Raw genomic sequence first — 12,335 nt, 5'->3', positions numbered from 1 at the left:
GCCCGCCGCCGCCAGCGCGGCGGGGAGCACCCGGTCGACGTACTCGCAGAGCACGTGGGTGGAGACCAGGTGCAGCTCCTGGACGACCTGGCTGTCGGGGGAGGCGATGGCCAGGGTCTCGTGGCAGGCGTCGGCGAGGGGGTTGGGGGTGGGGCCGGTGAACGCCCAGCAGCGCAGCCCGGCGTCGCGGCCGGCGTGGGCGGCGGCGACGAGGTTGACGCTGGCCCCGCTGGTCGACATGAGCAGCAGGATGTCGTCGGGCCGGCCGTGGGCGCGGACCTGCCGGGCGAAGACCTCGTCGTAGCCGTAGTCGTTGCCGATCGCGGTGAGCGCACTGGTCTCGGCGTGCAGGGCGATGGCCGACAGCGGCTCGCGGTCGTCGCGGAGCTTGCCGACGAGTTCGGCGGTGAGGTGCTGCGCCTCGGCGGCGCTGCCACCGTTGCCGGCCACCAGCAGCCGACCGCCGGCGGCCAGCCGGTGCGCCAGCTCCCCGCCCCAGCGGGCCAGCAGCTCCTCCGAGCGCCGGTAGGGCAGCAGCGCGGCGGCCAGGGCGGCCAGGTGCGCGTCGAGCACCGACGCGGCGGCGGCACCGGCCGGGCCGGCGGAACCGGTGGTGGGCCGGGCCGGGCCGGCGGAGCCGGTGGCGGGACCGGCCGGGCGGGCCGGGCGGGCGGCGGCCATCAGGCGACCACCCGGGTGGGCCTGCGCACGGCGGCCACCGCGCCGTACACCTCCGCCAGCCGCTGGGCGGTGGCCGCCCAGGAGTAGCTGCGCCGGGCCCGGTCGCGGGCCGCCCCGGCGTACGCGAACCGGCGGATCCGGTCGTCGAGCAGGCCCCGGATCGCGGCGCCCAGCGCGCGCGGGTCCCGGGCCGGCACCAGGTCACCGGTGACCCCGTCGAGGACGGTGTCGGTCAGCCCGCCGACGGCCGTGCCGACCACGGGCACACCGCAGGCCATGGCCTCCAGCGGGGTCAGCCCGAACGGCTCGTACCAGGGGGCGGCGACCAGCACGTCGGCGGAGCGGTACCAGCGGCCCATCTCCTCCCGGGGCACCGCCCCGACCAGGCGCACCCGGTCGGCGACGCCGCACTCGCGGGCCAGGGCCCGCAGCCGCCGGGCGTGCGGGTCGGTCTCCAGCAGCCCCTCGGGCGGGCCGCCCACCACCACGCACTCGGCGTCCGGCACCAGGGGCATCGCGCGGATCACGTCCTGGAAGCCCTTGCGTTCCACCAGCCGGCCGACGGTGAGGACGCGGGCCCGGCCCGGGTGTCGCTCGACGGCCGGGCCGAGCGGGGCGAACGTGGCGAGGTTGACCCCGGACGGGACCACGCTGATCCGGTCGCGGGGCACCCCGAGGCGGACCAGCTCGTTCACCTCGTCCTGGCACTGGGCCACGACCCGGTCGACGGCCCGGCCCAGTTCCCGCTCGTCGCGGATCCGGCCGGGCGGGCTGGTGTCCTGGGCGCCCTGGTGCCGCCGCTTCACGGTGCCGAGGGCGTGGTACGTCTGCACCACCGGCACGCCGGTGCGCCGGCCGGCGGCCAGCGCGGCCAGTCCGCTCATCCAGAAGTGGGCGTGGATCACCTCCGGCGTCCCGTCCCCGCCCCGCCACCGCTGGGCCAGCCAGCGGCCGAACGCCGGCATGTGCGGCAGCAGCGCGTCCTTGGCCATCGGCTCCGCCGGGCCGGCCGGCACGTGCACCACGTCGTACCCGTCGGGGGCGCGGACCGTCACCGGCAGGTCCACCGCGTCGCGGCGGGTGTAGACCCGCACGTCGTGACCGGCGGCGGCGAGCGCGGCGGAGAGCTCCGCGACATGCGTGTTCTGGCCGCCGGCGTCCTCGCCGCCGAGGACGGCGAGCGGGCTGGCGTGCTCCGAGATCATCGCGATGCGCATACTTCCTCCTCCAGCAGCCGGTCCCAGTCGGCGAGGAAACGCTCCAGCCCGTAGCGGTCCCGGGCGGCCTTGCGCGCCGCCGCGCCCGCCCGGCCGGCGGCCTCGGGGTCGTCGAGGAACCGGCGGGCGGCCCCCAGCAGGTCGTCGACGCGGGTGGAGAGCGCGCCGGCCTCGGGCGGGACGGCCACCACCGCCTCGGTGGTGGCGAGCGCGACGACCGGCATGCCGATGGTCATGGCCTCGATCAGGCTGAGCCCGAGGGAGGTCCACCGGCACAGGTGCAGGTACGCCCGCCGCCGGCCCAGCTCGGCGTGCATCCGCTCCTGCGGCACGTCGTCGTGGCTGGCGACCCGGTCGGCGGGCAGCCCGAGCCGGTCGGCCAGCCCGGTCACCCCCATGCCGAAGACGTCGAGGGGCGCCAGCTCGGCGAAGCGGGGCAGCAGGTCGGTGCCGGTGACCCGCCAGCGGCGTACCGGCTCGTTGATGACGACGGCGAGCCGGTCGAGTTCGCCGGTCCACTCGACGGCCGGGGCGACGACGCCGTGCTCGACGACGGCGGTGCGGGTGGCCCCGTTGTCCCAGAACAGTTCGTTGAACCCGGTGACGTGGGTGAGCAGCAGGTCGTCGCGGTCGGCCATCGGGTGGCGGGTGTTGGGCACGTCGCCCTTGGGGGTGTTGTGCTCGACGTAGATCGCCGGCACGTCCCGGCCGACCCGCCGGCCCAGCCAGTCGCAGGCCAGGTCGAACTCCTCGGGACGCTGCAGGACGACCAGGTCGACGTCGGCCCGGCGCAGCTCCCGGGGGGTGACCTCGACGGCGCTGTCGGGCCACGGGTAGGTGCGGGCCCGGCCGAGGCCGTAGGGGCCCCGGTCGGGGGTGACGGGCACCAGGTAGCGGTGCCTGCCGCGCACGAAGGACGTGGTCCAGGAGCCGTGCACGTGCCAGACCAGGATGTTCATCGGCCGCTCCCGCCGCCGGCCGGCACGGCCACCCGGTCCGCCGGGCCGGCCGCCGCACGGCGCGATCCGCCCGGTCCGTCGGACGCGCCGTGGTCGCCGGCCGGGCCGGCGGGCGTGCCGGCGCGCACGCCGAGCAGGCGCAACGCGTCGAGGACCGCGCCGGGGTCGATCCCGGCCAGGCAGGGGTGCCCGGGGACGGGGCAGGTGGCGGCGCGGGTGTCGCGGCAGGCGGCCCCGGCGTCGCCGAGGCGCACGGTGGGCACCCGGTACGGCCCCCACTGCCCGTACGGGACGGTCGGGGCGAACAGGCTGACCACGGGCACGTCGAGCGCGGCGGCCAGGTGGGCGGGGCCGGTGTTGCCGACGACGAGCGCGGACGCGCCGGCGATGATGCCGGCGAGCTCGGCCAGGCCGGTGCGCCCGCCGAGGTCGACGCCGCCGGCGGCGGCCACCCGGGCGGTGAGTTCGCGTTCGCCGGGTCCCCCGGTGACCACCACCCGGTGGCCCGCCCCGGCGAGCGCGCGGACGATCCGGGCGGCCAGTTCGGGCGGGCAGGCCCGGGCGGTGGCCGTCGAGCCGGGGTGCAGCACGACGTACCCGGGCCGGTCGAGTCGCGGCGGCGGGGCGGGCACCGCGTCGCGGCGCAGGCGCAGCCAGGGCTGGTCGTCGCCGGGCAGGGCGTGGCCGGCGGCGGCGGCCAGCGACAGCGCCCGCTCCGGCTCGGGCACCCCCGCCGGCACCCGGTGGCGCACGTCGAGGAGGCTGCCCGGGTAGTCGTCGCTGATCGCGGCGATCCGGGGCACGCCGGCCAGGCGCAGCAGCAGCGCCAGCGGCAGCGGCGACTGGTGGAAGCTCGTGAAGATCACCGCCTCGTCGGCGCCCACGGCCGCGAGGCGCCGCACCAGCCGGCGGGTCCGGTCCGGGTCCACGGGGCCCGGGTCCGGGTCGATCCACTCCAGGGGCCACTCGACGATCTCGTCGATCCCGGGCAGCAGCTCCGCCGCCGCCCGGCCGCGCGGCCCGCACAGCAGCACCACCCGCCGCGCGTGGGCGGCCACCGCCCGGATGCCCGGCCCGGTGACCAGCACGTCGCCGGCCGAGTCGCTGCGCACCACCAGCACGGTGCCCGCCGCGCGGGGCGTGCCGGGGGCCACGGCGGCCTGCCGGCGCAGGATCTCGTCGACCGCCGCCGGCAGGGTGGGGCGTACGCACGGGGCGGCCGCCACCTCCTCTGGCCGGGTGACCGGCGTCGGCACCAGCACCCCGTGCGCCCCGGCGGCCAGCGCGGCGGCCATGTCCCGCCCGATGTCCCCCACCACCACGCAGCGCTGCGGCGTCGTGCCCAGCCGCGCCGCCGCCGCGTGGACGAGGCCCGGGGCGGGCTTGCGGCAGTCGCACCCGGCGTCGTCGTCGTGCGGGCAGACGTGCCAGGAGTCGAAGGGTCCCAGCAGCTCCTCGATGCGGGCGTGCACCCGGTCCAGCTGCCCCTCGGTGAAGCAGCCCCGGGCCAGCCCGGACTGGTTGGTCACCACGGCCAGCCGCAGGCCCGCGGCGCGCAGCCGGTCCAGGGCCTCCCGCGCGCCCGGCAGCGGGCGCACCTTGTCGGGGTCGCCGTTGTACGGCACGTCCTCCACCAGCGTGCCGTCGCGGTCCAGCAGCACCGCGTCGAACAGGACACCGCCGGACCCGCCCCGGCCAGGACCCGGGTCGACCCGGGCTGACCTGCGCTGATCCGGCTCCATCTGGTCCCGTCGCACGGGCGGCGGGTTCCCTGCGCCCCGGGGAGTAAACGTCGTCGGCGGCGCGGTGCCCGCCGCCGCCGGGTGCGGCGACGCCCGCCGCCCCGCCACCGTCCGGTGCCGCGATACCCGCCGCCGCCGAGAAGCTAACCCACCCGGCTCGTTAGGGGCCGCCGGGAGCGGGGTATGGGGGCGCAGTGGCGATTGTGGAGAAAGTGATCCAGGCACCCCCGCAGCAGGTGTTCGACGTGCTCGCCGACGGCTGGACGTACAGCGACTGGGTGGTGGGCACGGTGCACGTGCGCGACGTGGACGACGCCTGGCCCCGCGTCGGCACGCGGCTGCACCACAAGGCCGGGCCGTGGCCGTTCTCCCTCCAGGACGCCTCGACCGTGCTGGCCTGCGAGCCGCCGCACCGGCTGGTGCTGAAGGCGGGGCTGTGGCCGGCGGGCGAGGCGACCGTGGTCTTCACCCTGGAACCCGTCGGCGACGGCGCGACGCGGGTGCGCATCGGCGAGGAGTTCGCCGCCGGCCCGCTGCGCTGGGTCCGCACCAAGCTCAACGACCTGGTGCTGCACCAGCGCAACAAGGAGACGCTGCGCCGGCTGTCCGACATCGCGACCCGGCAGAAGGCGGACCGCTGACGAGTCGGCCCGCGGCGACCCGGCCCCGGCGCGCCCACCCGGCTCCCCGCCCTGCGCACGGCGTGTCGCACGCGTCGGACGGGGAGCCATTACGACATGGAACGGGCAACTGGCTACCCTCTCAGGTAAACCTGTCGGCAAACCGAGGATGTCCGTCATGATCGAACCCGTGCAGTTGCCCGCCCCCTGGCGGGACGCACGCCTGACCGTCGTGGTTCCCACCTACAACGAGGCGGGGAACCTCCCGGTCCTGGTCGAACGGCTCCTCGCGCTGCCGCTGCCGGGCCTGAAGGTGCTGGTCGCCGACGACAACTCCCCGGACGGCACAGGCGAGGTGGCCGACAAGCTGGCCATCGAGCACCCCGACCGGGTCCAGGTCGTGCACCGCGCCGGCAAGGAGGGCCTCGGCCGGGCGTACGTCGACGGGATCGGCCGGGCCCTCGACGGCGGCGCCGAATACGTGGCGCAGATGGACGCGGACCTGTCGCACCCGCCGGAGGCGCTGCCCGGCATGCTCGGCGCGCTGCTGTCCACGCAGGCGGGTGTCGTCATCGGTTCGCGCTACGTGCCGGGCGGGCAGCTCGACGAGGCGTGGCCGCTCTACCGTCGCGCGCTCAGCGGCTGGGCCAACCTCTACGTGCACACGCTGCTGCGGGTGCGCATCCGCGACCTCACGGCGGGCTTCAAGATCTGGCGGGCCGACGCGCTGCGCGACATCGGGCTGGACCGGGTGCAGTCCAACGGCTACAGCTTCCAGGTGGAGATGCACTACCTGGCCACGAAGCTGGGGCACACGATCCTGGAGGTGCCGATCCGGTTCGAGGAGCGCCGCGAGGGCGCCTCGAAGATGACCACCGCCACCAAGATCGAGAGCGCGCTGATGCCGTTCAAGCTGCGCACCCGGCACCGCAACATCGAGCCCTGACGCGCCGCCGGGCGGCTCTTCAGCGGTAGACCGCCCGGTGCGCCGCGCCGATCACGCCCGCGTACAGGCCGCCGGTGAGCGCCCGGTCGCGGGCCAGCGCGGCCCGGGCGGCGTTCGCGCCCGGCGCGCCGTGCACCCCGCCGCCCGGGTGCGCCGAGGCGCTGGCCAGGTACAACCGGTCCACCGGGGTGTCCGCGCGGCCCAGGCCGGGGATCGGCCGCAGGAAGAGCTGCTGGTACGCCGCCGCGGTGCCGCCGCCCAGCGCCCCGCCGACCAGGCTCGGGTCGCCCCGCTCCAGGTCGGCCGGGCCGGCGACGTGCCGGCCGAGGATCCGGGCGCGGAACCCCGGGGCGGCGGCCTCCAGCACGTCCTCCATCCGCGCGACGTGCGCGGCGACGTCCTCGGCCCGCCAGTCGCGCCGGAACGGCAGGTGGGTGTACGCCCACAGCGACTCGGTGCCGGGCGGGGAGTGGCTCGGGTCGGCGACGCTCATCTGCCCCACCAGCAGGAACGGGTCGCGGGGCACCTGGCCCCGGGCCAGCTCGGCGGAGTACGTCGTCAGCCCGTCGAGGTCCGCGCCGAGGTGCACGGTGCCGGCCCCGGCCACGGCCGGGTTGGTCCACGGCACCGGCCCGGACAGCGCCCAGTCGACCTTGAGCGTGGAGCCGTCCCAGCGGAAGTGCGCCAGGTCCTGCACGAGCCGGGGCGGCAACGCCGCCGCGCCGACCAGGTCCAGGTAGAGGGCGGGGGCGGGGACGTCGGCGAGGACGGCCCGCCGGGCCCGCCAGGCCCGGCCGTCGACGGTGCGTACCCCCATCGCCCGGCCCCGGGCGGTGAGCACCCGGTCGACGCGCGCGTCGTGGACGATCCGGCCGCCGCGCGCGGTGAGCCGGTCGACCAGCGCGTCGGTGATCCGCTGCGCACCGCCGACCGGCACCGGCCAGCCGACCTGCTGGCCGAGCATGGCCAGCAGCCAGCCGTAGACGCCGGAGCCGGCCTCCTCCGGTGACAGGTCGGTGTGCAGGGCGCAGCCGGCCAGCAGCAGCGTGCCGCCCTCGCCGTCGAACAGCTCGGCGCCGAGCTTGCGCACGGGCACGACGAGCCGGCGGGCCAGCCGCAGCGACCCGCCGACCCGCAGCCGGCGCAGCAGGGCGACGCCGCCGCGCACCGGCGGGAAGGGGGTGGTGATGGTGGCCAGCATCGGCCCGGCCACGTCGAGCCAGTCGGCGTACGCGTGCCGCCAGCGCTCCCCGTCGGCGGGCGCGAACACGGCCAGCGACGCGGCGGTGGCGTCGAGGTCCCGGTTGAGCACGGCCGCCCGCCCGTCGGGCAGCAGGTGGGCCAGCACGTCGGGGGCGTGGGTCCAGCGCAGCCCGTGCCGGTCCAGGTCGAGGCCGGCGAGCACCGGGGAGGCGTACCCGAGGGGGTAGAAGGAGCTGTAGAGGTCGCTCAGGTAGCCGGGGACGGTCACCTCGGCCGAGCGCACCGCCCCGCCGGGCGCGCCGGTCGCCTCCAGCACCAGCACGTCCCAGCCGGCGTCGGCCAGCAGGTTGGCGGCCACCAGGCCGTTGTGGCCCGCGCCGACGACGACCGCGTCGGCGCGCTCCGGGCCGGTCGGCACGCCGGACGTGGCGGCGGTGGGGATGCCGGTCGAGGTCATCCGACCCGCCTACCCGGGGCCACCCGCGGCGAAACGCGTTTGCCGGGCCGGGGCCGGGGGATGCACCGCCGCATGTACACGGTTGCGCAGCTCATCGGTGGGGTGTGGGGCGCCGGCGGCGCGGGGGGCGAGCTGGTCGTCCGCGATCCGGCCGACGGCCACCCGGTCAGCACGGTGCCGGTCGCGACGGCGGACGAGGTCGGCAAGGCGGTGGAGGCCGCGCGGGGGGTCGCGCCCGGGTGGGCGGCGACGGACCCGGCGGAGCGGGCCGCCGCGCTGCACCGGGCCGCCGACGCGGTGCAGGCCGCGGCGCAGGAGCTGGCGGCGGCGGTGACGGCGGAGATGGGCAAGCCCCTCGCGGACGCCCGGGGCGGCGTCGAGGCGGGCGTCGGCACCCTGCGACAGTACGCCGAGCTGGCCCCGGTGCGGGGCGGGCGCACGCTGCTCGGCGGCGCGGAGTCCATCGACTTCATGGCCCCGCAGCCGCGCGGCGTGGTCGCGGCGATCACGCCGTGGAACGACCCGGTGGCGGTCTCCTGCGGGCTGCTCGGCGCGGCCCTGGTGACCGGCAACGCGGTGCTGTACAAGCCGAGCGAGCGCACCCCGGCGACGGGGTGGCTGCTGGCCCGCGCGCTGGACGAGGTCCTGCCGCCGGGGGTGCTGTCGCTGCTCACCGGCGGCGCGGAGGTCGGCGCGGCGCTGGCCGGCGGCGACGTGGACGTGGTGGCGCACGTGGGCGCGACGGCCACGGGCCGCCAGATCGCCGCCGCGGCGGCCCGGACGGGGGCGAAGGTGCTGCTGGAGAACGGCGGCAGCGACCCCCTCGTCGTCGACGCCGGGGTCGACCCGGTCTGGGCGGCGGAACAGGCGGCGCTGGGCGCGTTCGCCAACGCGGGGCAGATCTGTGTGGCGGTGGAGCGGATCTACGTGCACCGGGACGTGGCGGAGGACTTCGTCGATGCGCTGGTGCGGCGGGCCGAGGCGCTGCGGGTCGGCCCGGGGCGGGACCCGGCTACGGAGCTGGGGCCGCTGGTCGACCGGCGGCACCGCGACCACGTGCACGGGCAGGTGACGGCGGCGGTGGCCGGCGGGGCGCGGCTGCGCGCGGGCGGGGTGCTGCCGGACGGGCCGGGGGCGTTCTACCCGGCGACGGTGGTCGTCGACTGCCGGCACGAGATGACGCTGGTGCGCGAGGAGACGTTCGGCCCGGTCGCCCCGGTGGTGGTGGTCGACTCGTTCAGCGAGGCGCTGCGGTGCGCGGCCGACTCGCCGTACGGGCTGGCGGCGACGGTGCTCACCGGCTCGATGAGTCACGCCCAGCGGGCCTGGCGGGAGCTGCCGGTCGGCACCGTGAAGGTCAACGCCGTGTTCGGCGGCGCGCCGGGCGGGGCGGCGCAGCCGCGCCGGGGCAGCGGCCAGGGCTTCGGCTACGGCCCGGAGCTGCTGGACGAGTTCACCGCCACGAAGGCCGTGCACATCGAGGCCCCGGGCGGCGGCCACTGGTGAGCGTACGGCGTGGGGCCCGGGACCGTGCGGCCCCGGGCCCCGCGCTGTCGTGGCCGGTCAGCGGCCCCCGCGCGCCTTGCGGGTGGCGTTGTTGTTGGCCTTCTCGATGGCCTTGACCAGTTCCGGCTTCGTCATCCGGGACCGGCCGGGCACGTCCAGCTTGCGGGCCACCGCCATCAGGTGGTCCTTGGTGGCGTTGGCGTCGACGCCGCCCGCCGTGGGGGCGCGGCGCGCCGGCCCGCCGCCGGCCGCCTGCTGGTCGCTGGGCCCCTTGCGGCCCTTGGGCTCCCAGTGGTCGCCGACCTTCTCGAACTCGTGCTTGACGGCGGCGAACGCGGTGCGGTGGGCCCGCTCGCCCTCGCCGTACGTCTCCACCGCCGAGTCGTGCGTCTTCTCCCAGGTGCGCTGCGCCTTCTCCGGGGAGCGCCGCAGCGTGCTGGGCAGTACCTCGCGCCCGGGCATGTCGTCCTCCTCCGCGTCGACTGCTTCCCGGTTGACCGTTCCCCCGGGCCGCCTGGGCAAACCGCCGGCCCGCGCGGCGGACCGCCCCGCCCCGTGTCGGGTTTGTCGATTTCCGACGCTGGGTACGGGCGGGGCCAGGCGAGCGCCGGGTGCCGGTCACCCCGCCGCCCGGGACGCAGGGGGCGGTCATGGCAGCGACGACGGAACCGGACACGGCGGTCCTCGACGACGGGCGGGCGCGGCGGCCCCGCCGGGTACGCCAGCTCAGCTGGCCCACCTGGCGGGGGGTGCTGGTGCGCAGCGGCCGGAACTTCGTCAAGGACAACTGCGCGGACTGGGCCGCCGCGCTCACCTACTACGGGGTGCTCGCCCTGTTCCCGTCGACGATCGTGGTGGTCGCCCTGGTCGGCCTGGTCTCCGACGGCGAGCGGACGGTCGACACGGTGATCGACCTGGCCCGGGACGTCGGCGCCGGGTCGGTGGTCGGCAACGAGGGGTTCGTGAGCGTGGTGCGGGGCGTGGTCGACCAGAGCGGCGGCGCGAAGACGCTGCTCAGCTTCGGTCTGCTCGGCGCGCTGTGGTCGGCGTCGGGGTTCATCGGCGCGTTCACCCGGGCGTCCAACGCCATCTACGGGGTGCAGGAGGGGCGGCCGGTGTGGAAGCTGCGCCCGTTGCAGATCGGGCTGGCCGCCGTGACCATGCTGCTGCTGGCCGTGGTGGCCACCGGGCTCATCGTCAGCGGCCCGGTCGCCGACGCGGTGGGCGACCTGCTGGGCGCGGGCGGGCTGGCCCGCACGGTGTGGGGCGTGGCGAAGTGGCCGGTGCTGGCCATGGTGATGATGGTGCTGCTGTCGCTGCTGTTCTGGATCGCCCCGAACGTGCGCCAGCCCCGGTTCCGCTGGCTCACCCCGGGCGGCGCGGTCGCCCTGGTCTCCTGGGCGCTGGCCTCGTTCGGTTTCGGCCTGTACGTGGCGAACTTCGGCTCGTACGACGTGACGTACGGCAGCCTCGGCGCGGTGATCGCGTTCCTGGTCTGGCTCTACCTGTCCAACTCGGCGCTGATGCTCGGCGTGCAGATCAACGCCGAGCTGCAGCGGGGCCGGGCGTTGCAGGCCGGTGAGCCGGACCCGGAGGAGCCGGTGCTGCCTCCGCGCAGCCCCGCCGCCGGGTGACGGGTCGCCTCGGCCGGGCGGCCGCGCCGGTTTACCGGCGTCCGCCCCGGGTAGCGCAGAAGGCATGGAACGTGGCAGCAGCAAGCACAGCCCGAGGGTCGACGAGCAGATGAGCCAGGAGGTCAGCGGCCTGGTCCAGGGCCCCGGCACCGGCGGCTCGCGGGTGGACGAGTTCCGCCAGCCCGAGCCGGCCGGCGAGGACCAGCCGGAGGCCACCACGGCCCCGGCGGGCGAGCTGCGCACCGGTTCCCCGCAGGGGATGAGCTCCACCGACGTGGAGCAGCGCAGCCGGCTCGGACGGTTCATCACGATGACCGCCCTGCCCGGCGACCGGGAGGCGCTCGTCGCCAACGCGCGCGACAACGACGCGCCGGACGACCTGGTCGCCGCCCTGGAGGGGCTGCCGCCGGGCACCCGCTACCAGACGGTTTCCGAGGTGTGGGCCGCCCTCGGCCACAGGAACGAGACGACGCGTTGGTGAGGGGGACCGTCCCCCGGCCCGCCCCGCACCCGCGCACTGAGGAGGATTGCTGATGAGTGGCGTCACCGAGCACGTGGACGTGTCCGTCCCGATCCGGACCGCGTACGACCAGTGGACGCAGTTCGAGGAGTTCCCGCACTTCATGGAGGGGGTGCAGGAGGTCCGGCAGCTCACCGACACGAGGACCCACTGGACGGTGGAGATCGCCGGGGTCAAGCGCGAGTTCGACGCCGAGATCACCGAGCAGCTGCCCGACGAGCGGGTGGCCTGGCGTTCCACCGGCGGCACCCAGCAGGCCGGGGTGGTGACCTTCCACCGCCTCGACGAGGCCAACACGCGGGTGACCCTCCAGTTGGAGTTCGAGCCGCACGGCGTGGTGGAGCAGGCCGGCGACAAGCTCGGCGTCGTCGACCGCCGGGCCAAGGGCGACCTGGAACGGTTCAAGCAGTTCATCGAGCGGCGCGGTCAGGAGACCGGCGCCTGGCGCGGCAGCGTCGACCGCCCCCAGCCCTGACCTTCCCCCGCACGAGCTGACCATGGCCGCCGGCTTCCGGCGGCCATCGTCGCGCCCGGGGCCGTTTGCGATCACCGGCCCCGGGTACCGCGAAGGGCATGACGGACAACGACAGCCACGTGTGGCGCGACGAGCAGCGGCTCCCGTTGGAGGAGCTGGACCGGGCGCTGGCCCGGTCGACCCTCGACGGGCAGGCAGACGACGTGACCGGCAACGACGCCGGGGAGGAGGCCGCGTTCGGGCACGGCCCGGAGGCGGTGGACCGGGGCGCGTCGCCGGCCGGCCGGGAGCGGGAGCGCACCGACGCGGAGCGGGCGTACCGGCCGTGGACCACGGGACGGACCGGCCCCGACACGATGTGACCGCCGCCCGCTG

General features: G+C 76.7%; 12 protein-coding genes and 1 pseudogene. 7 read left to right on the top strand and 6 right to left on the bottom strand.

Features of this window, described 5'->3' with window-relative positions; translation table 11 throughout:
• The 4 genes and pseudogenes from LPU61_RS06560 to LPU61_RS06545 all read right to left on the bottom strand — a co-directional run.
• Positions 1-681: SIS domain-containing protein (locus tag LPU61_RS06560; protein WP_229404414.1), on the bottom strand; the 681-nt coding region annotated here is incomplete at its 3' end.
• Positions 681-1,898: a glycosyltransferase gene (locus tag LPU61_RS06555; RefSeq protein WP_229404413.1), complete on the bottom strand. Its 1,218-nt coding sequence runs from the start codon at positions 1,896-1,898 to the stop codon at positions 681-683. The genes LPU61_RS06555 and LPU61_RS06560, both read right to left, overlap by 1 nt.
• The gene (locus LPU61_RS06550) at positions 1,883-2,857 is read right to left on the bottom strand and encodes a glycosyltransferase (RefSeq protein ID WP_043962882.1); all 975 of its coding nucleotides are present in this window, start codon (positions 2,855-2,857) and stop codon (positions 1,883-1,885) included. Before LPU61_RS06550 ends, LPU61_RS06555 begins: the two co-directional genes overlap by 16 nt.
• Before the next feature lie 110 nt (positions 2,858-2,967).
• Positions 2,968-4,599 (bottom strand): annotated as a pseudogene (locus LPU61_RS06545) (HAD-IIIA family hydrolase); the annotation flags it as partial.
• Between the two features lie 212 nt (positions 4,600-4,811).
• On the opposite strand from LPU61_RS06545, the gene LPU61_RS06540 reads away from it, so the two are divergent.
• Both LPU61_RS06540 and LPU61_RS06535 read left to right on the top strand, forming a co-directional pair.
• Positions 4,812-5,240: an SRPBCC family protein gene (locus LPU61_RS06540; RefSeq protein WP_308102546.1), complete on the top strand. Its 429-nt coding sequence runs from the start codon at positions 4,812-4,814 to the stop codon at positions 5,238-5,240.
• A 157-nt stretch (positions 5,241-5,397) separates the two neighbouring features.
• Positions 5,398-6,165 carry a polyprenol monophosphomannose synthase gene (locus LPU61_RS06535; RefSeq protein WP_043962880.1) on the top strand — a complete coding sequence of 256 codons (768 nt, stop codon included), beginning with the start codon at positions 5,398-5,400 and terminating at the stop codon, positions 6,163-6,165.
• Between the two features lie 19 nt (positions 6,166-6,184).
• Here LPU61_RS06535 and LPU61_RS06530 read toward each other — a convergent pair whose 3' ends face one another.
• On the bottom strand, positions 6,185-7,825 hold the full coding sequence (locus tag LPU61_RS06530) for an NAD(P)/FAD-dependent oxidoreductase (protein WP_229404411.1): 1,641 nt from the start codon (positions 7,823-7,825) through the stop codon (positions 6,185-6,187).
• 72 nt (positions 7,826-7,897) lie between these two features.
• Between LPU61_RS06530 and LPU61_RS06525 the strand changes: the two genes are divergently transcribed.
• On the top strand, positions 7,898-9,331 hold the full coding sequence (locus LPU61_RS06525) for an aldehyde dehydrogenase (RefSeq protein ID WP_043962879.1): 1,434 nt from the start codon (positions 7,898-7,900) through the stop codon (positions 9,329-9,331).
• Positions 9,332-9,388: 57 nt separating this feature from the next.
• Here the strand turns inward: LPU61_RS06525 and LPU61_RS06520 are convergent, their stop codons facing one another.
• Positions 9,389-9,793, bottom strand: coding sequence for a ChaB family protein (locus tag LPU61_RS06520; RefSeq protein ID WP_043962878.1), 405 nt, complete (start codon positions 9,791-9,793; stop codon positions 9,389-9,391).
• 188 nt (positions 9,794-9,981) lie between these two features.
• On the opposite strand from LPU61_RS06520, the gene LPU61_RS06515 reads away from it, so the two are divergent.
• The 4 genes from LPU61_RS06515 to LPU61_RS06500 all read left to right on the top strand — a co-directional run bounded on the left by LPU61_RS06515 (position 9,982) and on the right by LPU61_RS06500 (position 12,322).
• A complete protein-coding gene (locus LPU61_RS06515) occupies positions 9,982-10,965 on the top strand; it encodes a YihY/virulence factor BrkB family protein (RefSeq protein ID WP_043964365.1) in 984 nt (327 codons plus the stop codon).
• A gap of 64 nt (positions 10,966-11,029) precedes the next feature.
• Complete coding sequence (locus tag LPU61_RS06510; RefSeq protein WP_043962877.1) at positions 11,030-11,446, top strand: DUF2795 domain-containing protein; 417 nt, start codon at positions 11,030-11,032, stop codon at positions 11,444-11,446.
• A gap of 52 nt (positions 11,447-11,498) precedes the next feature.
• Positions 11,499-11,960 (top strand): SRPBCC family protein, encoded by a 462-nt coding sequence (locus LPU61_RS06505; RefSeq protein WP_229404410.1) that lies wholly within the window; start codon positions 11,499-11,501, stop codon positions 11,958-11,960.
• Positions 11,961-12,058: 98 nt separating this feature from the next.
• Positions 12,059-12,322, top strand: a complete 264-nt coding sequence (locus LPU61_RS06500) for a hypothetical protein (RefSeq protein ID WP_229404409.1) — start codon at positions 12,059-12,061, stop codon at positions 12,320-12,322.
• Positions 12,323-12,335 lie beyond the last annotated feature (13 nt).

It is taken from the genome of Micromonospora sp. NBRC 110038 (assembly GCF_020884815.1).
Lineage (GTDB): Bacteria > Actinomycetota > Actinomycetes > Mycobacteriales > Micromonosporaceae > Micromonospora > Micromonospora haikouensis.
This window is presented reverse-complemented; position numbering and strand designations above follow the sequence as displayed.